The sequence below is a fragment of the Pseudalgibacter alginicilyticus genome (assembly GCF_001310225.1).
GTDB lineage: Bacteria > Bacteroidota > Bacteroidia > Flavobacteriales > Flavobacteriaceae > Pseudalgibacter > Pseudalgibacter alginicilyticus.
On the sequence record NZ_CP012898.1, the window covers coordinates 1,071,826 to 1,095,754 of the forward strand.

A 23,929-nucleotide genomic window follows, 5' to 3' on the forward strand; every position below is an offset into this window, starting at 1 on the left:
ATAACAACAAAGGATTAAATATTATTTTATTAAAAAAACGACTGTTTAAGTCCATTATTTTTAACAGCATAAGCTATCAGCTTTTATTATAAACAACTATATTTACGCAAATTTTAAACCCAAAATCATGATTCGTAAAATTCTTGCTATCCTAATAACACTTAATTTAACTGCCTGTGCAGAATTACAACAAGTAGTTAGTCAACTTCCTCAAGAAGTAGGTACAATTGGCAATGCAGAAATAGCCTCTGGTTTGCGTCAGGCATTAAATCTTGGTATAGAAAAGCAAGTAAGTAAACTAACAGCAGAAGACGGTTTTTTCAAAAATGAATTGGTTAAAATTGCCTTACCCGATGAACTACAAAAAGTAGATAAAGCCTTAAGAGATATTGGACTTAGTAGTTTGGCTGACGAAGGCTTAAAAGTACTTAATAGAGCTGCAGAAAATGCTGTTAAAGAAGCAACTCCCATTTTTGTTGACGCAGTAAAAGATATCACTTTTGCTGATGCTAAAAATATCCTTTTAGGAGATAACGATGCAGCCACTCAATATCTAACCTCAAAAACTCAAACAGCACTTTACGATAAATTTAATCCTGTAATTAAAAATTCATTTAGCAAAGTTGGAGCTGATCAAATTTGGAGTAACCTTATAACGAAATACAATTCTTTACCTTTTACATCAGATGTAAATCCCGATTTGACAGATTATGTTACGGCAGAAGCTTTAAAAGGTGTGTATACTATGATTGCTGTTGAAGAAGAAGATATAAGAACCCAGTTATCTTCAAGAAGCACTGATTTATTGAAAAAGGTTTTTGCATTGCAAGATTAACCAATCAATTAATAATAATATCTTTTTTTTATTTCTGAATAATATTTGTATATTTAAATACCTGTTATTCAGATAGTAAATGAATAGAACTGATATCATAACAAATCACCAAGCCAAACTCAAGAAACAATACAAAGTTCTTATTGAGCAGGCTTATAATTTCCGTCAAACAGACTCTGCTTTAAGCGATATTTCAGAATATAAAGCCATTAAACTACTTAATAAGCTTAATAAACTAAAATATCTTTATAGAGCAAGATAGAACAGTTTTATAAATATATTATTAATTCTTTAACATTTAGCTTACATCCAAAAGTGTAAAATATTCGTACTTTATATAAAAAAAGAACGTTATGAGCCCACATTTTTGTAAAGTTGGTAAAATTAAACCCAACCTAAGTAAACTAATTAGTTTAAAAGAATTAGAAAATAAGATTTCCAATTTTGTTGATGATGTAAGTAAAGTTGACTACCCTGACAGAATTACGAGTAGTAGCTAAGTTTTTAATAGAACTTGCATTTCCTGTTGTAACTCTTTAGCTTTTATAGCTGCTATTTCTGCAAAATCTTCTGTTTTAGAAGCATAAATAATACCTCTAGAAGAGTTAATTAGCAATCCAACAGAATGATTCATACCATATTTACAAACCTCTTGTAAATTACCTCCTTGTGCACCAATTCCAGGTACCAATAAAAAACTATCAGGAATAATTTTTCTAATATCAGCAAAATATTCAGCTTTGGTAGCTCCAACAACATACATTAAATTTTCTGAATTTTTCCAAGTTTTAGATGTTTCTAATACTTGTTTATACAACTCGCTTTCATCAACAACTTTTGTTTGAAAATCAAAAGCCCCTTGATTTGATGTTAATGCCAAAAGTATGGTGTGCTTATTTTCAAAAGCCAAAAAAGGTTCAACAGAATCTTTTCCCATATAAGGGGCTACGGTAACAGAATCAAAAGCCATATTTTCAAAAAACGCTTTGGCGTACATGGTGCTTGTATTTCCTATATCACCTCGTTTAGCATCTGCAATGGTGAAAATTTCTGGATGTTTTTCATTTATGTAATTAATAGTTTTTTCTAAAGATTTCCATCCATGTAATCCATAGGCTTCATAAAAAGCCGTGTTGGGCTTATATGCTACACACAAATGATGTGTGGCATCAATAATAGCCTTATTGAAAGCAAAAATAGGATCTTCTTCTTTTAAAAGATGTTTAGGAAGCTTATTTAAATCAACATCCAATCCAATGCATAGAAAGGATTTTTTTTGTTTGATTTGCTGTATTAATTGGCTTGTTGTCATGGTTTCGTTAAAAAACTATTTCACAAAAAATTTTCAGAGTAAATTCAATAAAAATTGTTCGTGTATATATTACTAACTTAAATTACATCATTATTAGCTTTCAATTTTTCTGTATTTTCTGCCAATTGTAATTCATCAATAATTTTTTGAATATCCCCATTTACAATATTTGACAAATCATAAAGTGTCAGTCCTATTCTATGGTCTGTTACACGACCTTGCGGATAATTGTAAGTTCTAATTTTAGCACTTCTATCTCCTGAGGTAACCATAGAACCTCGTTTTTCAGCATCTTCAGCATTCTTTTTAGCAAGTTCCATTTCGTATAAACGCGAACGCAATACCTTAAAAGCCTTCTCCTTATTTTTATGTTGTGATTTTTGATCTTGACATTGCGCCACCAAACCTGTTGGAATGTGAGTTAACCGTACCGCAGAATACGTGGTATTTACAGATTGTCCTCCTGGTCCTGAGGAACAGAAAAAATCTATTCTAACTTCTTTTGGATTTATTTCAACATCAAATTCCTCAGCTTCGGGAAATACCATAACGGTAGCAGCACTGGTATGCACACGACCTTGTGTTTCTGTTTGTGGCACGCGCTGTACTCGATGTACACCAGCTTCAAATTTTAAAGTTCCATACACATCTTCACCAGAAACTTCAAATTGAATTTCTTTAAACCCACCATTGGTACCTTCACTAAAATCTACGGTATCAACTTTCCAGCCTTTACTTTCACAATATTTAGTGTACATTCTAAATAAATCACCTGCAAAAATACTAGCCTCATCACCACCTGTTCCGGCACGTAATTCCACTACTGCATTTTTAGAATCTTCAGGATCTTTTGGAATTAAAAGTACTTTTATTTCTTCTTCTAATTTAGGAATACCTTCTTTTGCTTCATCATATTGCATTTTGGCCATTTCAACCATTTCTGCATCACTGCCATCTGAAATAATAGATTCTGCTTCCTTTAAATTATCTATAAATTCTATATACTGCGCTCGCTTTTCCATCAAGATTCGCAAGTCTTTATATTCTCTATTGAGTTCTACATAACGTTTTTGATCTGAAATAATGTCGGGTTGGATAATTAAATCGCTAACCTCATCAAAACGCTGCTTTACTATTTGTAATTTCTCTAACATCTGCCTTTTTTAATTGGAAATCAAAAGTACGATAATTTATGGATTTTATATAGTTGCCGAAATTGTATTAACAACAACTATATTTTAAAGATTACTAATAAACATTCAATATTTACGAACTATTAAACTTGAAGTATTAAATCCAAGTTGCAATAGCCGTTTTAAAATAGCAGGAGATATGTATCATCCATCACAATCTTTAAATAAACGGGTAAATAAGCTTTATTTTTTGTTGTCTATCTAGAATAATTTGGAGACTCATTAGTAATAGTTACATCATGTGGATGACTTTCATTGATACCACTTGATGTAATTTTAACAAATTGCCCTGTTTCTTTTAATGTTTCAATATCCTTAGCTCCACAGTACCCCATACCAGCACGCAATCCTCCTATAAACTGATGAATGCTTTCAACCAACTCGCCTTTGTAAGGTACACGACCAACAATACCTTCTGGTACTAATTTTTTGATATCATCTTCAACATCCTGAAAATAACGGTCTTTACTCCCTTGTTTCATAGCCTCTACGGACCCCATACCTCTATAAGACTTAAACTTCCTTCCTTCATAGATAATGGTTTCACCTGGAGACTCTTTAGTTCCTGCTAAAAGCGATCCTAACATAACAGTATCTGCACCAGCTGCAATAGCTTTTGGAATATCGCCTGTATAACGAATACCTCCATCTGCAATTACTGGAACGCCTGTTCCTTTTAATGCCGCCGCAACTTCTAAAACTGCTGAGAATTGAGGAAACCCAACACCTGCTACAACACGTGTTGTACAGATAGAACCTGGACCAATACCTACTTTTACGGCATCGGCACCTGCTTCTACTAAATATTTAGCAGCTGCTCCTGTTGCTATGTTTCCAACTATAACTTCCAATTCTGGGAATTTAGATTTTATATCTTTTAAAACATTGACTACACCTTTAGTATGTCCGTGCGCTGTATCAATTACAATAGCATCTACACCTGCATTTACTAATGCTTCAGCTCTATCAACAGCATCAGCAGTAACACCAATTGCAGCAGCCACACGCAAACGACCAAACTGATCTTTATTTGCATTTGGTTTTTGACTTAGTTTAGTTATATCTCTAAAAGTAATTAAACCTGACAATTTAAAATCTTCATCAACAATCAGTAATTTTTCAATTTTATGCTCTTGAAGAATAATTTCAGCATCTTTTAAAGAAGTACCCACTGAAGCCGTTACCAAATTTTCACTGGTCATTACCTCTGTAATAGGTCTTTTTGAATCATGCTCAAAACGTAAATCACGATTGGTAACAATCCCCCTTAAAGTTCCATCTTTATCAACAATAGGAATGCCTCCAATACCATATTCAGCCATATAATTTTTAGCATCCTTAACCTTTGCGGTAAGTGGTAATGTTACAGGATCAATAATCATCCCACTTTCTGCACGTTTTACTTTTCTAACTTTTAAAGCTTGAGCTTCAATAGTCATATTTTTATGCAATACACCAATACCTCCTTCTTGTGCCATGGCAATAGCCATTTTACTTTCTGTTACAGTATCCATAGCAGCCGATATAATAGGCACATTTATGGTAATGTTTCTTGTGAATTTTGTTTGAATACTAACTTCTCTGGGAAGTATTTCTGAAAAAGCTGGTACTAAAAGAACGTCGTCGTAAGTAAGTCCTTCTCCAACTATTTTATTTTGATGTGCAGTCATGATGCAATTACGTTATAATTGCGTGCAAATATACAACTTATTTGATATATATTAATATTATTTATAATAGAATTATAAACAGAAAACAAGTCCCTATTTAAGAAACTTGTTTTCTACCGACAATCATGTTACATTTTATAAAAAAAGAATTTCTTAATTTATAAAGTTATTCAACTTATCTTACTCGGCCGCCACCGCCACCACGATAACCACCACCTCTTCTAGAACCTCGGTCTCCTCTATTATTCATATTTTGACCTGCAAAACTTCCAAATTTATAAGTGAAGTTTAACATAAAATACTGTTCTAAAATATTATTTTCAACATCTTGTATATAGGTTTCTGTCACCGTTCTTCTATAACCATTATTTTTACCTAACATATCATAACCTACAAGTGTTACAGTGGCCTTATTATCCCATAATTCAACACCTAAACCTGCATTCCAAAATACTGCGTCTCCATCAAATTCATCACCAACTCTACTGTTATATCTATAGGATACTTTGTTTGTAAAAAATACATTTTTTATAAAAAACACATTCGTATCAAAATCTAAGTTTTGAACAAAAAAGCTATTATCATTAAACTCATCAGTATCAAAAACACTTTGATTATTAGTATAACTATATGAACCACTAAAATCTATTTTATTATCATAAGAATATCTAAATGATAACGATGGTCTTATAGTTGTTGTTTTGGCTGTAAACTTAATAGCGTTCTGAACTGATAAGCTGTTTTTGTAAGTTGTATTAAACCTAGCATTAATGTTTATATTGGTTTTTTTATTATAAATAGATTTTGATACAGCCACATTTCCTGATAATGAATAATCTCCATTGATATTATCATAAGTTGTATATTTATTCAAGTCTTCATCTGTTATAGTTGAATTGATTATTTTATCCTGAACAAAACTTGCTCTTGCATCACCTGTAATATTGATATTATTAAAGGCTAAATTGTTTTGATACTCAAATCTTAAACTATGATTAATTTCTGGTTCTAAAGATGGATTCCCAACACGAATGTGTGTTATATCACTCACATCTTCAACTGGCTGCAATTGACTTACGGATGGTAAATCTACACTTTGATTATAATTTAAATTGATGTTTTTGTAACCATTTTCATCACGGTATCTAATTCTTGCTGAATAGGTTGCATATTCAAAATCCGTTTTAAAATCACGAGCTACAACCAATTTATCTGTGTAATTTCTGTAAGTATTTGTATACCCTCCTTCTAATTCAAAACGAAAATCCTTATACTCATACCTCAACCTTAGAGCCGGTCTAACAGTTGTTGTAGCATATTTACTATCTGAACTTAAAATATCATTAAAATCATCATAACCATTAGTGGTATCATCATAATCATAAATATACTTTTCATTTTTTTGAGAGTTTATGCTTGCAGTATATCTTGGCATAATTCTAAAATTAGTAAATAATTCTTTGCTCCAAAAAGCACTTAATCTTATATTGCTACTATAGTTATCCGAATTATTTATTTGATCTTGAACAACCGTTTCACCTAATCTTTCAATGTAATTTTCAGAATAATTTAAACTTTCTGAACTACCTTTATTAAAATCTGTATTTAATGCTATATTTAAATAATCTCTATTGCCCGTAATGGTAGTAACACTAAGTTCATTTTTTATTTCATAACTATCAGATAATGATTCGTTTTTTGAGTAAAAATCACTTATTAAATCTCCTTCGGTAGATTCGGAAATTTTAGTTGTTTCAGATCCTGATTCTGAATTTGAACTACTAAAATCAGTTTCATTAGATAATTGAACTCTTCCGTTTGACAATTTATTTTTAGGGTTTAATATAAATTTTAAATCTGCACCAGCTTGATGCCCATCAGAATCGTTAAAACTACTTGTTTCCGAATCTGTTATATAATTCAAATCAGGTAAAAAATTCTCTCTATAACTTTTTTGCATATTTTCTCTATCCTGAGCACTATATCTGTAATTTCCATTAACTCGGGTTTCATTCCATTTTCCTTTCGTATAATTTGCCCCAACAAAATCTGATTCTATATACCCTGTACTTGTTTCTGTGTCGGGTAACGCATTAAAGCCTCGCCCCATATTAATATTATTAGTACCGGCTATAATACCTAATTGCTTACCATCAATTAATTGAAATACATTACCATTACCTTGATATTTATCATCTGTACCAACCCCTACTTTTACATCGCCAAAAGTAGCTCTGTTCATTCCTTTTTTAATTTTTAAATTTATTTCCTTGGTTCCTGAATCAGATTCTTCACCAGTAAATTTTTGCATATTAGTTTTATAATCTGTTACCTGCACTTTACTTACTACATTGCTTGGTAAATTTTTTAAAGCTATCTCCCCTTTCTTTTCTCCAAAAAACTCCATCCCATCTACATTTATTGCTTCTACTTCAATACCATTGTAAGTTATATTACCATCTATATCTATTTCAATTCCTGGCAGTTTTTTTAATAAGTCTTCTGCCTTATCATTAGGAAGTGTTTTAAAACTATCCGCATTGTATTCTATAGTGTCTTTTTTAATTACAATTGGAGGGGCTTTTCCAATTATTGATACTACATTTAGTTCTTCAACTTGATCCTCTAAAGTAATAATACCCATGTTCAATTGATCACCAGAAGGAACAGCAATATCTTTTTTTAAAGGTTTATAACCCAAATAAGCAATATTAAAAATTACTTTAGAATCGTTTTCGGCATTAGCTCTAATTGAAAATTCTCCATTTTTATTGGTAATACCATAAGCTATAGGAATACTATCCTGCACACTTTGAAGATACACAGTTGCACCTTCTAACCCTTTCTCTGTCTTATCTTTAACAACCCCTTCTAAAGTAAATCTTTGTGCAAATAAAGTTGTAGAAATAAATAACGATAATAATAGTAATATCTTTTTCAATTTTATTTTTTTGTTGGTTCAACCCTTTAGACCCAACTATCAAGTAATAGTTTAACGTGCTAAGTGTTAAAAAAACCTTAAAAACTAACTTTATTTTCTCAAAAAAAATGTTTAAAAATTTTAGAAGCCTCGTTATGTGCACTTTCAAAACTAAGTGCATTGAGAGGATTAATTTGTTTGGTAGTAAAATAAGATAGCAGTTTTTCTGTTGGCATATTACCTGTAAGTTTATCTTTAGCCATTGGGCAACCACCAAAACCTTGAATTGCACCATCAAAGCGAAAACATCCTCCTTTAAAAGCCGCATCAATTTTTTCAAACCAAGTATCAGGTGTAGTATGTAAATGTGCTCCAAACTCAATATGTGGATAAAGTGGAATTAAATTTGAAAATAAAAAATTTATAGTTTCTGGATCTGAACTTCCAACAGTATCACTTAATGATAGTATTTTCACTCCCATTTTAGCTAATTTTTCAGTCCATGCCCCTACAACATCTACATTCCAAGGATCTCCATAAGGATTACCAAATCCCATAGAAATATAAACAACGACTTCTTTATTTGATTTATTAGCTATTTCGAGTATTTCTGAAAGCACAACTACAGATTGGGCAATAGTTTTATGAGTATTACGCATTTGAAAATTCTCAGAAATAGAAAACGGATAGCCCAGATAATCAATCTCTTTATGTTTGCAAGCATCTTTAGCCCCTCTCGTATTTGCTATAATGGTTAAAAGTTTACTTGTACTTTTACTTAAATCTAATTTGGACAATACTGCAGCCGTATCCACCATTTGAGGAATGGCTTTTGGAGATACAAAACTACCAAAATCAATAGTATCAAAACCTACTCGCAACAAGGATTGAATGTACTGAACCTTTTGTTCTGTAGGAATAAAGTCCTTAATGCCTTGCATAGCATCACGCGGACATTCTATTATTTTTATTAGGTCTGACATACATCTTAAAATAGAACGATAAAAGTACTATTATTTTGCATAACCACTTTGCATAATGATAACGTTTTATATCTATTTTAGTAAACTAATAAATCCTCTATGGCTAAGTTTATATAAGACTATTAACCGATTTAATAGATAAACAGCAACTCTAAATTAAACTTCTATACTGCTTAGGTATAGATACTTACTCTTTGAAAACAAAAATCAATTCAAAAAAATTAGTAGAACAGAAACGTTTATGACAGAATAACCGAAAAAAACATATAGTTAACGTTTTTTTTACATATTTATTACACTAAGGGATACATTTGACTAAATGTTTGCCCCTATGAATGTTTCTACCTTAAAAATTAAATTATTTTTATTCTCCCTTTTTCTGCTTGGTGTCTTTACTACATCTTTAGCACAAGAAACTAATGAATCAGGTTGTGGTACTATTATCAATCCTGAAGCCTTAAACTATTTAGATAGTTTTCAATCTCAAATAAAATCGTTTGAAGAAGAATTTCATCAATTAACATCTATTAGCAATAAATCATCCAGCAGTAAAAATGCCTTAGTACCTACAATTAATTCCATTCCTATAAAAGCTCATATTATAAGAAACTCTGAAGGTAATGGAGGATTAAAAATCTCCGAACTACAGGATGCTATTGATAATTTAAACGCAATATATGCAGACGCTTTTTTAGAATTTTTTCTTTGTGATGGTATTAATTATATAAATAGTGATAACTACTATTATGATTTTGAAAAAAGTGAAGAAAGCCAGTTAACCAAAAACAACTTTACACCTAATGTTATAAATATTTATTTTACAGACTATGTTGAGGTCACCGATGGTAATAGTTTATGTGGGTATTCCAATACTTTTGGTGGACCTGATGTAATTGTATTAAAAAATGATTGTGCTACTAATGGATCTACTTTAGCTCATGAAATGGGGCATTTCTTTTCATTATTACATACTCATGGTAATAGCAACACTAAATTAACAACTGAATTAGTAGATGGGTCTAACTGCGATACGGATGGTGATCAAATTTGTGACACTCCTGCGGATCCTCAATTAAGCTATTATAATGTTAATTCTAATTGTGAATACACAGGTTGTGAAACTGATGCTAATGGAGATCCTTTTACTCCAGACACGAGAAACATAATGTCCTATTCCAATTCGTCATGTAAATCTCATTTTTCTCCACAACAATTAGCTCGAATTTATGCATTCTATAAATCTGCACGAAATTATTTTGAATGCCCTTCTTTTTATATTGACATAACTGCAGATATCAATCAAGAATGTGGTGAATCTTTAACCGTTAATTTTAGTGACCATAGTGCCGGTGCAGTTGCATGGCAATGGGATGTTGATGGTGATGGCGTTATTGATTATACCACCCAAAATCCAACCCACACTTTTACTACAGGTATTTACGATGTTACACTCACCATATCCAAAGCAACCAACTTAAAAAAATCTTCAGAATCAAAATATTATAACACTAAAACCATCACTAAAACATTTCCACAATTCATTAAAGTAGGTTCTATTAAAGGACTTTCTTTGAATGAAACTTTTGATGATTTTGAAATGGCCAGTGATTTTGGGTGGACAGCAATTGATATTACAGGAAATGGTTATAATTGGTACTCTAATTCTGGGAAAACTGTAACAAATGGTACAGGACCTGCTGTTGACAATTCAAATAAAACCTCTGCTGGAACATATATTTATGCCGAAGCCTCAGGAGCCCAACCTGGTGATGTAGCTGAATTTGTCTCGCCATGCTTGATTGTTAATTCAAACAATGCCGTGTTTAATTTCAATTATTATATGTATGGAAAAAACATAGGATCACTTCATATTGACATTGAAACAACTACTGGCGAATATATTAAAGATGTAATTCCTGCTATTTATGGTGAACAGCAAACATCTCAAAACGATCCATATATTACACAAACTGTAGACTTATCTGCCTATGCAAATAAAATAATAAATATACACTTTAGAGCTGTACGTGGCGCTAGTTGGGATGGCGATATTGCCATAGATGATGCCTCTGTAAGTGGAGATGTAACAATATTTCCAAATAACCAAGATACTCCAGTTAATATTGCCATTTATCCAAACCCTGTTAATGGAGACATACTTTATGTTAAAACAAATGACATACTAAATTTAGATTACGAAATCACAAATTTAGTAGGACAACAATTTGCTAAAGGACATCTAAGCAATTCTCAAATAAATGTGAGTGATTTATCACAAGGCTCTTATTTTTTAGTACTGCTAGGGAAAAATCACAGAACTATCAAAAGGTTTATTAAGTAGAATATCTAAACTTTACATCTTTTTAAGTATGGCTTTATTTATCTTTTTAATCAAACCTGGACCTTCATAAATAAAGCCTGTGTAAATTTGTACTAAATCAGCACCAGCTTCTATTTTTTCAAGTGCATCTTCCGCTGAATGTATACCTCCTACTCCTATTATGGTAAAAGATTTATTGCTTTTATCTGATAAGTATTTAATCGTTTTTGTACTCTTATCTTTAATAGGAAGTCCACTTAAACCACCATTACCAATGGTTTCAAGCTGTTCTTTAGTCGCACTTAAACCACTTCTATCCATAGACGTATTACTTGCAATCACACCATCTAATTTTGTATCTGCAACTAATTGTACTATTTCGTCTAACTGATTGGAATTTAAATCTGGTGCTATTTTTAAAAGGATGGGTTTTTCTTTTAAAAAGTTTTTATTCGCATATTGTACTGCTTCAATTAACTCTTCTAAATAATCCTTATCATTTAATTTGGCATGACTACCAACATTAGGACAACTCACATTTAAAACAAAATAATCAACATATGGATGTAAAGCATTGAAGCACTCTAAATAATCTTTTGTATAATCTTCGGGTTTGGTATTGGTGTTTTTTCCAATATTTCCACCAATAATAAGCTTACCTTTATTTTTTTTAAGTTGATCAATGGCTGCCTCTAACCCCTCATTATTAAAACCCATTCGGTTAATAATACCTTTATCATCTTTAAGTCTGAATAATCTTTTTTTAGGGTTTCCTGCTTGTCCTTTAGGCGTTACAGTTCCAATTTCAATAAACCCAAAACCAAAATTTGCTAACTCATTGTATAATACCGCATTTTTATCAAAACCTGCAGCTAATCCCACAGGGTTTTTAAAAGTCAAACCAAACAATTGACGCTGCAATCGTGTATCTTCTACTGCATACAACCATTTAAAAATAAAGCTTACTCCAGGAATTTTAGAAGTGCTTTTTACTAATGAAAATGTAAAATGATGAATGGTTTCAGGGTCGAATAAAAAAAATAAAGGACGAAGTAATATTTTGTACATCAGGTATTATTTCTGCAAAGGTACTTCTAAATAAAAAATCCTCCAATTCAAAAAACAAAATTATTTATTTGGTATTCTTTTTCAAGAAAAAGATAACTTTAAAAACTAACTCTTCAAAACATTCAATGATAATTGTAAATTAATAATTGTAAATTTGAAACCTAAATAAATGGTTAAAATCAAATCCAATTTTCACTTCAACTATATTAAATTCTCTCCTAAAATGATTTCAAAAGAACACATTATAAAACGTTTTATAAGTTACGTAAGCATAGATACGGAGTCGGATCCTGAAAGCACTGCCACTCCTAGCACAGCTAAACAATGGGATTTAGCAAATAAATTAATTGACGAATTAAAGGCTATAGGTTTGGAAGATGTTAGTATCGATGAGAATGCATACATTATGGCAACCTTACCAAGTAACGTAGCTCATGAAGTACCTACCATTGGTTTTATTTCTCATTTTGATACGTCTCCAGATTTTACTGGAAAAAACGTGAACCCACAAATTATTGAAAAATATGATGGAAAAGACATTATTTTAAATGAAGAACTTGACCTTATTTTATCTCCTGATTATTTTGAAGATTTATTACTATACAAAGGACAAACTTTAATAACTACAGATGGCACAACTCTTTTAGGTGCTGATGACAAAGCAGGAATTTGTGAAATCATTTCTGCAATGGAATATTTAATAAATCATCCTGACATTAAACATGGAAGAATCCGCATAGGTTTTACTCCAGACGAAGAAATTGGCAGAGGCGCTCATAAATTTGATGTTAAAAAATTTGATGCAGATTGGGCTTATACGATGGATGGTAGCCAAATTGGGGAATTAGAATATGAAAATTTTAATGCTGCCAGTGCCGTTGTTAAAATAAAAGGTAAAATTGTTCACCCCGGATATGCAAAAGGTAAAATGGTAAATTCCATGTATTTTGCTACTGATTTTATAAACTCACTCCCCCGATTAGAAACTCCTGAACACACTGAAGGTTATCAAGGCTTTTTCCATTTGCATAATATGAAAGGAGATGTTGAAGAAACAATATTGCAATATATTATTCGCGACCATAATAAAAGTCATTTTGAAGCTCGAAAAGAAATGATGCAAAAACTAACAAACGAGCTAAACTCACAATATGAAAAAGAAATAATAAGCATTGAAATTACAGACCAATACTTTAATATGAAAGAAAAGGTTGAACCTGTAATGCATATTGTTGATATTGCTGAAGAAGCTATGAAGCAGCTAAAAATCAAGCCTCTAATTAAGGCTATTCGTGGTGGAACAGACGGGTCTCAATTAAGTTATATGGGATTACCGTGTCCTAATATATTTGCTGGTGGTCATAATTTTCATGGGCGTTATGAATATGTTCCAGTTGAAAGCATGATTAAAGCAACTGAAGTGATTTGTAAAATAGCAGAATTAACAGCTCAAAAAAACAAATAAAATCTTTTTAGCATATTAGATGAAACTCAGTATTCTAATATTTTTTTATAATAAAATGACTGGCAACTTCTATAAAATCAGAAATTTGTTGATGTTTCCAATCTTCATCTTTATCTAATTCTTTAGCAAGCATCTTAGCTACTAAAGGGGTGATTTCAATTGCTGCATTAGCATCCAAAAACAAGGCCCTTACACGTCTTGCTAAGATATCTTCAACAGTTCTAGCCATTTCATTTCGAATTGCCCAAATAACTTCCGCCTTTAAGAACTCCAGCCTTGGATGTAATTTTTCTCCTAATTCTGGAAATTCTCCAATTAGTTGATTTATTCCTTTTTGGTCACTACCATAAACATACAAATGATTTGATTGCCCTATCATCTCCATAGTAGATCCATGAATTTTTAAGTCTTTTGTTATACATTTAGCTTTTGACAGTTTACCTAACCTAATAGCTTTATTTATGGTATCTTGAGCCATACGTCTGTAGGTTGTCCATTTTCCGCCAGTAATAGTAATCAACCCTGATTTTGAGACAATAATTTTATGACTTCTGGATATTTCTTTTGTTTTTTCTGATTTATTTTTAGGAGCTGCTAAAGGTCTTAATCCTGAAAAAACACTCAAAACATCACTTTTAGTTACTTTTTTTGTTAAATACTTATTAGCTGTTTCTATTATAAAATCAATTTCTTCATCTAATGCTTTTGGTTCTAAACTATGACTGTACAAAAGCGTATCAGTAGTTCCTACAATTATTCTATTATGCCAAGGCACTAAAAATAAAACTCTCCCATCAGCAGTTTTAGGGATCATAATAGCATCCGTTCCAGGTAAAAATGATTTATCTAAAACCAAATGCACACCTTGGCTCGGACGTATTATATTTTTAGCAGACACATTGTCCATTTTTAAAACTTCATCTGTAAAAACACCTGTGGCATTAATAACCAATTTTGTTTTTAAAGTATGTAGCTGGTTTGTTTCAGCATCTTTTGCGACAACACCATTTAAGCTACCATCGCTGCTCTTTAACAACTGAACTACTTTAAAATGATTGATGACTGTAGCACCATATTCAATACAAGTCTGAGCGATATTAATTGCTAATCTGGAGTCATCAAATTGCCCATCATGATAAGCAACCCCTCCTTTAAGATTTTCTGTTTTTATGGTTTTTAGACGTGCTAAAGTTTCCTTTTTTGAAATTTTTAACGATTTCCCAAAACTTAGTTTTCCTGATAAAAAATCGTATATTTTTAATCCTACGGTATAAAAAACAATATCCCACCACCTATAATTTGGTATAATAAACGATTGATTACTCACTAAATGTGATGCATTTTTTAACATCAACCCTCTTTCATATAACGCTTCTTTTACCAAATCAATATTACCTTGCTCCAAATACCTGACACCTCCATGTACCAATTTAGTACTCCGGCTTGAGGTACCTTTTGCAAAATCTACTTGTTCTAAAAGTAAAGTTTTATACCCGCGTGTTACACTATCTAAAGCGACTCCTAAACCAGTAGCCCCACCACCAATGATAATAACATCCCACTCCAAATTCACTTTTAGCGTTTCAACTAAAGAAGTCCTATCAAACAAATTGATTTATTTTAGCTTATTATTAATGTTATTTTTACTCTAAATATCTTATAAAGGTAAGGAATTGGTGGAAAGCCTTATCATTTATTACATCTAATTTTTGATGAATATTTATTTAAAAATACATTAAAGTCTTAACAAAGAAGTTAAGTATTTAGTTCCAATACATTTACAAATTGCTTAGCTATTATTTCGCCTTCTTATTTATAGAAATTTAATAAAAATGACTATTGAATATTTTCTTCATTATAATCAATTTCTAAATCATTCGTTCTTACTTCTTTTAATTTATCCTTAAGTTTTTGCTGAAATTTATCAATGATATTTGAATATTCAGAACTATAAGCTAAGTTTGTATACTGCTTGGGGTCATTTTCCATATCAAAAAGTTCCATCCCAGATTTTGCATCTTCATCATATTGAATGTATGCCCATTTATCTGTTCTAAGTAAAAAGTCTTTTCCTCCTTGTGAAACACTAAATGCCATATCTCTAACTTCATGGTTTGGATTCTCTAAGGTACCGACAAGACTTTTACCTTGAATATGCTTTGAGAAATCTAATCCCGCTAATTCTGCTACTGTAGGGTATAAATCAATAAGTTCAACAAATGAATTACACACAGCTGGATTTTTACCAGGAACTTTAATTATTAAGGGAACTCGTGCAGACTCTTCATGCAAACTTACTTTCATCCAAAAATCATGCTCACCTAAATGAAAACCATGGTCAGATGTAAATACTATGATAGTATTATCTTCAAGGCCTTCTTCCTCCAAAGTTTTCAACACCTTACCAACTTGAGCATCCATAAAAGAAACAGATGCATAATAAGCAGCTACAGCCTTTTGTTGCTGCTCTATACTCATTTCTCCATTTACACTAGTAACGTAATTAATTCCTCTTTCTGGAATATCATTCCAATCTCCATCTATTTTTTCTGGTAAATTAATTTTTTTATATGGATATGGGTCAAAGTAAGATTGTGGAGCTACAAAAGGTACATGAGGACGTACCATACCAACTGCTAAAAAAAACTTTTCATTTTTATGGTTTCTTATTAATTCACAGGCTTTTTCTGCCGTTTTGCCATCGGCATGTACCAAATCATCACCATCAGCTTTTACTATGGTCATGACATTACCGCCTTTTCTTTCTAACTTTTCATCTGGGTTTCCCTGAACTAATTCAGCAGCTCCTTGTGTTTTCCATTCTAAAGCTTGACTATTATACTTTTCATGCCACGAAGCTAAGTCATCAGTACCATCACTTCCTGTTTCAATATCAATTGGAACTCCCATATGAAATATTTTGCTCACTCGAGCAGTATAATATCCATTTTCTTTAAATGTTTGCGACCATGTTTTACGTTCATTTCCTATATTTCCCCGGCCACTTACATAGCCATAAGTAGTTGTTGCATTAGGGTAATATCCACTCATAAAAGATGCCCGAGATGGCCCACAAACTGGATATTGACAATATGCCTTCGTATATTTTACACCTTCAAAAGCTAATTTATCAATATTTGGTGTTTTGCAAAACTTATTTCCATAAGAAGATAAGGCCGTTGCTGTTAAATCATCTGAAATAATAAATAGTACATTGTAATCTTTTTTTTGATGGCAAGAAAAAAAGATTATTAATACAAAAAAGGTAAAATACTTCATAACGTTAATAAATGTTTGTTTTTATTAATAAATTCCTAATATGATTTTTGCTTTTTCACACAATAATTTTATCCGATTTATTTTAATAAAAATAACCAAAACTACAAATTGCAGACGAATTTACTGGCAACCAATTACCTATTAAATTAGAACTAAAAAGACTACCAATCATTAATTCATAAATTAAAATTCTCAGTTTATTTTTTCTAATAAATCTATAAAATTCAGTTTATTCTATACTGGTATTATTCCAACTCATATAAAACCATTTTTTGTTTTAGGAGTCACCCAATATATAAACGAACCTAAAACCACATCATTACACCATGAGCTGAACTCTTATATTGGTTAGTTATAATAATGAATTAAATTCTCAAATTTCATTCTTAATCTGTCACATTTTATGTTCTCCTATCAGAAAAAAATAATGTTAACAGCTATAATACTAAGATTTTTATTTAACATGATTTTTTAGTTTTTTATTAAAATAAAAACACCCATTATTATAAATAAATCACTAATAATGGGTGTAATATAACAGATAGTTACGAGTAGATATTTTTATTTTATAAGTACTTTTTTTGTTAGTGTATTACCATTTACATTACTAATTTTAACAAAGTAAAGCCCCACACTTAAATTACTGATATTTATTTTATTAAAATCATTTTTTAAATCAATTTTTTCTACTAACTGTCCTAAAGAATTTAGGATTTGAATATTTTTTAATGGTACATTATTTGTACTTAATACATTAATAAAAATTCCATTTGAAGCACTTGAAGGATTTGGATAGATTTCTACTTTATTATCAAACCCAAAATCACCAACAGCTAATGTAAAGCAATCTGTAACATTAGGTAGTGTAAAGTCTGCGGGAGTAATGCCATCTGGTATAGGGCTTGGTCCAATATTATCGTGTGACCAATTTAATTTATTGTTTGTACTGGCAAGTAATTCTGCAGCTGTTCCTGTAAGCGTTCCAGTGTATTTATGATTTCTAAACTCAGTGGCTCCAGGGGTAAGTGAAACACAATTAACGCCATTAGTCAAACCCATAGGCAACCCCGATAATTGAACACCTGTGATAATTTCAGAATCATTCCACTGAGTTATTGCATCTAAATCTCCTTCTGCGTCACCATGAATACCAGCTATAAAAATAGGGGTTAATGTATCAGCCGAAGTACCTTGATATGCTAAAATTTGATCACCACCTGCTAAAGCAAATGTTCCTGAAGTTGTAGTTGCTGAACCTGGACCAGAAACCACCATTACAGCACTTTCTTCTACAATACTAATTATGGTTCCACAAGAGACGCCTTCTGCTGGTGCTGTATAAGTTACCCGACCTTCTGTCGTGTTGTCCCAAGTATTTGTGAAACTATTCCATCCTATTTCTGTAAAATAAATAACTTCATTAGCCGGAATGTCTACTAGGGTGATAAATGCAAAACCATCTCCAGACGCACCGCCTCCAGTATTAAAACCAACAAAAGAAATATTTCCTGCTGATAAACTTTGAGAATGCATTGTTACAGACAATGCTACAACTGATAATAGTAGTAATAATTTTTTCATAATTTAAGGGTTTTTAAATGTTAATGTTATGATTATAAGATGTAATACATCTTATACATCGTTATTTTTTTAAATTTAATATTAGGCAATCACTAACTTTGCCTGTTTCATCAACCACAATTGCTTTTATTTGCTTGATAGCTTCAATGTTTATACTTTTTTTATACTTTATTGAATTTTCAGTTGGTTCTTCTCCATTTACTGTGTAATAGACAGTTCCTATATTCCCTGGTGAATACAATTCAATAGAATTACTATCCTGATTTAAAACTTTGGGTGCTGCCAGTGAAGGAAATAAAGTAACATAGTTTTCTGTATTTGAGCGGTTATGAAATTTATTTAAGTAATGGTCAACTGCTATATCAAAACTCAATTCTTGAGTAATTTTGTTTCTCCAAGAAATCTCAATTTTTTTAGAGCTCTTAGGCAAGGCTATTTTTTCTACATCTTTATTGATGTATGGAACTCCATCTATTATTATTCTTGAAGGGTTTACAAACCATGGTATATGAATAAATAAATTTTCTAAAGTTTCATTGAAATTATTTCTTAATGATATTGTCATTTTGTTTTTCCCAAATAAAACAGAATAACTAACTGTACCCATATAAGTAGGAGCTTCTTTAACTTCAATTGATTCTCCTTGTTTTACCCAATAAGGAGATATACTTGACATCAAATGAATATCATTTTTTTCTTCTCTAACAAGCATATTTCTAAGCAACTCAATATACCTTGCAGCCATCCAACCATGAGGTGTTCTATTATGATCTACATCTCTATTTCCCCAAGGTGTTGGTTTCCACTCAAACCCAGCATTTGTACTTGAGGTATGTACGAGAATACTATATAAATCTTCAATTACCTTTTGCTGCTCACCAATTATTAAATTACCATTGGTAACATAAAATGTTTCATAATGATGCAATCCTCTTTCTGGAAGTTCTTCATTAGATAATATTTTCTGTTTGGCAACTAAGGCATTACAACCGCTATAAGAACTAATACCTTCCATGTAGTTATAGTCCCTCACTATTTCTAAAGTTTTTTTAACCGCAGAATCATCCTTATCAATTACTTCAAAAGGGTAAAGTCCTGCTGATGCGTTAGCCCAATCATAGCCATCATTTGGATTATCCATGCCTGGTGGTATATAACCGTCTGTTTCGGCAGTTATCTTTTCTAATTCTGATAAAAAATTAGTAGAAAACTCATCATATAATTCACTCCATTCCTTCACCTTCTTTTCATCATCCATATCTTTTGCCATTAAAATAGCATAACGTAACCCAAGGATTACCCAAAAGTTATGTCCTGTATAATGTCCTGTAATATGCTCATTATCATACGGCCATGTTTTTGGCCACAATCCTCTATCATCAAGAGCAACCATATTTTTAAAATCCTCAATATGGTTTGGTAAAAGAGCATAAACTCTTTCCAATAACTCTCTATCTCCTGTCTGTCTGTAATATGAACCAAAAGCCCATACTACTTGTCCCCAATAGTCAAAACAATATTTATTATAAATACCCGTGCGCTGTCTAAACGCCATATCATTACCTTCAATATCTTTCACAAAGTATGGGGCTAAAGTTATTTTACTTTCATTATGAAGCCCCAACATATCATAAACCCTAGCGAAATAAGCATTATCTCTTACATAGAAATAATCATATTGAAACTCATTACATTTTTGTATAAAGTTTTTTCCATCTTCAAGAATATCTCTAGCGGTAAGCAAATTGAAATAGGAAGATGTATACGTATCCATAACCTTCGCTTCTGGAACTGAAAAAACCGATAATGCCTTAGCTTCATTCTTCCAAAAATCTAAAGCCACCTTTCTTTCTTGGCTATAGGTAGATTTTTCAATTTGATTTATTTCTTTAGAATTAGCATTTTTCAATGGCACGAAAGGCATTTTAAAAATAAATTCTTTTGATTCGTTTGGAGAAAGATTTAAATCTACATTAGCTACATCTTTTTCTGAGGCAAACATTTCTGGATACCATAATACATTGTATTCACCTTGTGTCAGTCTACCTCCATTAAATTCTACATTTGAAAAAACTTTAGAATAACTTGCATCATCTAAGTATTGGTTTTGATACCATGGCGTACAGTACATATTGTGCCTTATATGATGACGCCTACCTGTATTATACAATGGAATGAATTTAAAACCTAATTTAGTCTCCTTATTCAATTTAGAGATATTTGTAATCTTAATTTTCACATACGTAATTAGATTATTTTTAGGATTCATATCTAAAGGCAACGACAATGCTTCTAATTCATATTTTACTCCATCTTCTTGTAATTTAAATTCAATAATTGGAATATAATTGTCTATTAAATTTACTACTCGTTTGTTGACAGGCTTTAGATCTTTACCGTATAAAAATTCGATACCTAAAAAATATGAAGAAAAAAGACCTCCATTAGTAACAGCCATTGCTTCGGGAGCATCTTTAAAACCTAATTGTTCGACAGAATTATATAAATAACTAAACCTTTCACTTTTTTCTTCTTCGATAGAAGTAGGTAGTTGTGCGTTTATCTGAAAAGAGATAAAGCACACTATAAAATACCATACACTTTTTTTTATTTGTTTCATTAAAAAATTATTTACAATTTTAGTTGATGTTTTTTTCTCCTAATTTTATTAGGAGGTACTTTAATAATTTTAATTAAGGTTTTTTAATGGTATTTGTACATTAAAGCTCAATTCTTCTGAAGTTGGCATAACTGCACATAATAAAACCGAAGGCTCTCCATTTTTATTGAACCATAATTGTGGTCTTTCTAAATGTTTTAGTTTAGTAACTACTCCATCTTCCCATGTCACCTCAGGATAAGACACTAATGGGTTTTTAGATACTTCCCAACCAAATCCATCATGAGATTCAAAAAGCACTAAACCTCTATCTACTTTTAAATAATCACCATATTGATCATCTGCAATGGCATAAAACTTGCCTTGTTGATACCAAATAAAAGGATCTTCAGCAGTAGCTTCAGTTAATGTTGGTTCTTCCTTAATTATAAATGGGCCTGCAGGACTTGATGATGTTGCTAAACATTGAATTGCAGTAAAATCTTTAGATTTTTCAGAACCTTCAGGTCTAGATTTAAACATCATTAAATAAGAGCCGTCGGGCATTTTACAAACACTTGGATTGACCATATAACCATGAGCAGCTTTGCCTTTTTGATAGTCTATTAAAGGCTCATCCATAACTTCCCAAGGGCCAGCAGGATTATCTGCCATTGCCACACCTATACGCTGACCATAGGTTAAATTACGTCGTGCTCCTAAGCCATAATCCTTGATGTGATGTGAAATAAAATATAAGTAGTATTTGTTATTAAAATATTTAACATGTGGATTATGTGCAGCCTCTTCATTCCAATACCCTTTTCCAAAACCATTTAATATTGTTTTTTTATACTTAAAGGGACCTAAAGGAGAACTTGCAGTTGCATATGCTATTTCTGATTTGTTTAACCAACCTTTAAACTCTGATTCTTTTGGCCATCTTGAATAAAACAAATGATATAAACCGTCTTCGGTGTCAATCATTGAGGCTCCCCATACATAATAATCGTCATGTGCCATAACACTATATTTAGGAGTTGGCTGTATCATTTCTCCTAAATTAAGTTCGTATTCGTCGTGAGTTAGGTCATTATTGTTTTTCTTATCGTTGTTATTTTTACAAGAACTTACAACGATAAGAAAACATATTAAAAAAAACTTCATATTAATATCCAGGATTTTGATCAGCAATGTTAATGTTTGGATTCAATGCCATTTCATCTGAAGGAATGGGCATTAATTCATATTTTGGATAATATCCTAAAGCCCATCTATTTTGTGCTGCATGAGTAAATTTTCCTTCTGATACTAAAAGCTCTCTATAATATTTATAATAAGACTCTCCATTTTTCTTCATTCTTAGCACATCAAAATAGCGCTGAAACTCTCCAAATAATTCTATTCCTCTCTCATTCGAAATAGCATCTCTAAATGTGTCTTTATTTAAATTTCTCGTAATAAGTGTAGAATTGGAACGCCCTCTTACTTCATCAAAAGCATCATAAGCAACATCAGTTGGGCCGTTTAATTCATTTTCTATTTCGGCCTTCATCAAAAGAATGTCAGCATATCTTAGAATTATTAAATTATTATCGTAATTTCTATCATTAGAATTGTTAGGGTCTCTATATTTACTATAAGCAGGACCTTGAGATGCAGCACTTGTATTCTCAGGATATCTTGTCACAGTAGCTCCAGTATTTGAATTTACATAATTGGTAATAAAAAGTTCATTACGTTTGTCTACAGTATAATCTCCTGTGGTGTATCTATCGTAAGTAGCATGCTCAACTCGCATTTGTCCTTTTGGATGATCAGGGTCTCCTGCATACCCTAAAGTATTGAATGCAGGTAAATAAAAATACGCAAGCAAACTCCCTTTAGATTGTTCTCCAGCAATTGTAGCATCCTGAGAAAATTGAATGGAAAATATTTCTTCAATATTATTTTCATTATTAACATCAAAAACATCTAAATAGTTAGGTAATAAATCGTAAACACCCAACTTAATAACCTCATCTACTGCTACTTTTGCTTCCGGCCATTTATCTTGAGCCATATATACTTTTCCTAAAAGACCATAAGCAGCACCTTTGGTTGGAAAGCCATATTGTGGTTCTAAAATATTTAAGTTTTCTATAGCGTATTCTAAATCTTCTTCAATATAAGCGTAAACTTCAGATTTTGGTGTTCTTGATGGGTATGAGTTTTCTTCAGTTACTAAGTATTCTTTTACTAACGGAATATCTCCCCACAAACGTACAGCGTTAAACAAGTTTAAAGCTCTTATAAAGCGTAATCTACCAAGGAAAATTTTCTTTTCATCGCTTGACAAGTTTGGTGTATTACTCAATGCAAATATGGTAAAATTGGCTTTGCCGTGCATATAGAAAATAGAATTCCAAAGCCCCGTAACATAACCATCAGTAGGTAATAGTGTTCCATCCTCATAACGACTAAAAAGGTCTGCATTATGATATCCCTCATCACCAGCATAACCAGTAATCATAAGAAATGCTCTTTTATAATAATTTACTTCGCTAAGAAGGTCATATACACCTATTAAAGACGCATTTGCTTCTTCATAATTATTGAAGAAAGAATCTTCAGTAAGTGTATCGAATGACTGTTCTTCTAAGATACTTTCGTTGCATGAGAACACAACTAAAAGCACACATAATATTCCTATTTTTTTCATCAT

At 31.5% G+C, this 23,929-nt stretch carries 17 protein-coding genes; 5 read left to right on the forward strand and 12 right to left on the reverse strand.

Annotated elements, in window-relative coordinates:
• Positions 1-127: 127 nt before the first annotated feature.
• The 3 genes from APS56_RS04500 to APS56_RS16930 all read left to right on the forward strand — a co-directional run bounded on the left by APS56_RS04500 (position 128) and on the right by APS56_RS16930 (position 1,335).
• Entirely contained in the window at positions 128-835 is a 708-nt protein-coding gene (locus APS56_RS04500; protein ID WP_054725204.1) for a DUF4197 domain-containing protein, read from the forward strand.
• Positions 836-914: 79 nt separating this feature from the next.
• A complete protein-coding gene (locus APS56_RS04505) occupies positions 915-1,097 on the forward strand; it encodes a Lacal_2735 family protein (protein WP_054725207.1) in 183 nt (60 codons plus the stop codon).
• Positions 1,098-1,188: 91 nt separating this feature from the next.
• Positions 1,189-1,335: a hypothetical protein gene (locus APS56_RS16930; protein WP_157757603.1), complete on the forward strand. Its 147-nt coding sequence runs from the start codon at positions 1,189-1,191 to the stop codon at positions 1,333-1,335.
• Here APS56_RS16930 and pyrF read toward each other — a convergent pair.
• The 5 genes from pyrF to APS56_RS04530 form a co-directional block, all read right to left on the reverse strand.
• Positions 1,332-2,147 carry an orotidine-5'-phosphate decarboxylase gene (gene pyrF, locus APS56_RS04510; RefSeq protein WP_054725210.1) on the reverse strand — a complete coding sequence of 272 codons (816 nt, stop codon included), beginning with the start codon at positions 2,145-2,147 and terminating at the stop codon, positions 1,332-1,334. The genes APS56_RS16930 and pyrF overlap by 4 nt on opposite strands.
• Positions 2,148-2,224: 77 nt before the next feature.
• A complete protein-coding gene (gene prfA / locus APS56_RS04515) occupies positions 2,225-3,301 on the reverse strand; it encodes a peptide chain release factor 1 (protein ID WP_054725213.1) in 1,077 nt (358 codons plus the stop codon).
• Between the two features lie 236 nt (positions 3,302-3,537).
• Entirely contained in the window at positions 3,538-5,010 is a 1,473-nt protein-coding gene (guaB, locus tag APS56_RS04520) for an IMP dehydrogenase (protein ID WP_054725216.1), read from the reverse strand.
• Positions 5,011-5,185: 175 nt separating this feature from the next.
• Positions 5,186-7,951: an outer membrane beta-barrel protein gene (locus APS56_RS04525; RefSeq protein WP_054725219.1), complete on the reverse strand. Its 2,766-nt coding sequence runs from the start codon at positions 7,949-7,951 to the stop codon at positions 5,186-5,188.
• 98 nt (positions 7,952-8,049) lie between these two features.
• The gene (locus tag APS56_RS04530) at positions 8,050-8,913 is read right to left on the reverse strand and encodes a hydroxymethylglutaryl-CoA lyase (protein WP_054725222.1); all 864 of its coding nucleotides are present in this window, start codon (positions 8,911-8,913) and stop codon (positions 8,050-8,052) included.
• A gap of 331 nt (positions 8,914-9,244) precedes the next feature.
• On the opposite strand from APS56_RS04530, the gene APS56_RS04535 reads away from it, so the two are divergent.
• Positions 9,245-11,254: a T9SS-dependent choice-of-anchor J family protein gene (locus APS56_RS04535; RefSeq protein WP_169786429.1), complete on the forward strand. Its 2,010-nt coding sequence runs from the start codon at positions 9,245-9,247 to the stop codon at positions 11,252-11,254.
• 12 nt (positions 11,255-11,266) lie between these two features.
• Here the strand turns inward: APS56_RS04535 and APS56_RS04540 are convergent, their stop codons facing one another.
• A complete protein-coding gene (locus APS56_RS04540) occupies positions 11,267-12,301 on the reverse strand; it encodes a quinone-dependent dihydroorotate dehydrogenase (RefSeq protein ID WP_054725227.1) in 1,035 nt (344 codons plus the stop codon).
• A gap of 223 nt (positions 12,302-12,524) precedes the next feature.
• Here APS56_RS04540 and pepT point away from each other — a divergent pair, with 223 nt between their 5' ends.
• Positions 12,525-13,766, forward strand: a complete 1,242-nt coding sequence (gene pepT, locus APS56_RS04545; protein WP_054725230.1) for a peptidase T — start codon at positions 12,525-12,527, stop codon at positions 13,764-13,766.
• A 34-nt stretch (positions 13,767-13,800) separates the two neighbouring features.
• Here pepT and APS56_RS04550 read toward each other — a convergent pair whose 3' ends face one another.
• From APS56_RS04550 to APS56_RS04575, 6 genes are all read right to left on the reverse strand, one after another.
• Entirely contained in the window at positions 13,801-15,375 is a 1,575-nt protein-coding gene (locus APS56_RS04550) for a glycerol-3-phosphate dehydrogenase/oxidase (RefSeq protein WP_236778461.1), read from the reverse strand.
• A gap of 227 nt (positions 15,376-15,602) precedes the next feature.
• Positions 15,603-17,045, reverse strand: coding sequence for a sulfatase (locus APS56_RS04555; protein ID WP_054725236.1), 1,443 nt, complete (start codon positions 17,043-17,045; stop codon positions 15,603-15,605).
• A gap of 561 nt (positions 17,046-17,606) precedes the next feature.
• A complete protein-coding gene (locus APS56_RS04560; protein ID WP_054725238.1) occupies positions 17,607-18,626 on the reverse strand; it encodes a T9SS type A sorting domain-containing protein in 1,020 nt (339 codons plus the stop codon).
• 61 nt (positions 18,627-18,687) lie between these two features.
• A complete protein-coding gene (locus tag APS56_RS04565) occupies positions 18,688-21,246 on the reverse strand; it encodes a chitobiase/beta-hexosaminidase C-terminal domain-containing protein (RefSeq protein WP_054725242.1) in 2,559 nt (852 codons plus the stop codon).
• A gap of 69 nt (positions 21,247-21,315) precedes the next feature.
• Positions 21,316-22,392 carry a glycoside hydrolase family protein gene (locus APS56_RS04570; RefSeq protein WP_054725245.1) on the reverse strand — a complete coding sequence of 359 codons (1,077 nt, stop codon included), beginning with the start codon at positions 22,390-22,392 and terminating at the stop codon, positions 21,316-21,318.
• A 1-nt stretch (position 22,393) separates the two neighbouring features.
• Complete coding sequence (locus APS56_RS04575; RefSeq protein ID WP_082379245.1) at positions 22,394-23,929, reverse strand: RagB/SusD family nutrient uptake outer membrane protein; 1,536 nt, start codon at positions 23,927-23,929, stop codon at positions 22,394-22,396.